Genomic DNA, 262 nt, shown 5'->3' with positions numbered 1-262 from the left:
GGGCTATGCCGAAACCCGCTCGATCGTGAAGGAGCATAAGCTCGTCACCGTCTGCGAGGAAGCGGGCTGCCCGAACATCGGCGAATGTTGGGACAAGAAGCACGCCGCCTTCATGATCATGGGCGAGATCTGCACGCGCGCCTGCGCCTTCTGCAATGTCGCCACCTGCAAGCCGAACGCGCTCGATATGGCCGAGCCGGAAAATGTCGCCAAGGCCGTCAAGCAGATGGGCCTCAGCCACGTCGTCATCACGTCAGTCGAC

1 pseudogene is annotated in these 262 nt (G+C 61.8%); it reads left to right on the top strand.

Annotated elements, in window-relative coordinates:
* Nucleotides 1-262: pseudogene (locus tag ACPYOJ_RS35700) on the top strand (lipoyl synthase); the annotation flags it as partial.

The organism is Rhizobium sp. SVR5-9E (assembly GCF_056755095.1).
This window is presented reverse-complemented; position numbering and strand designations above follow the sequence as displayed.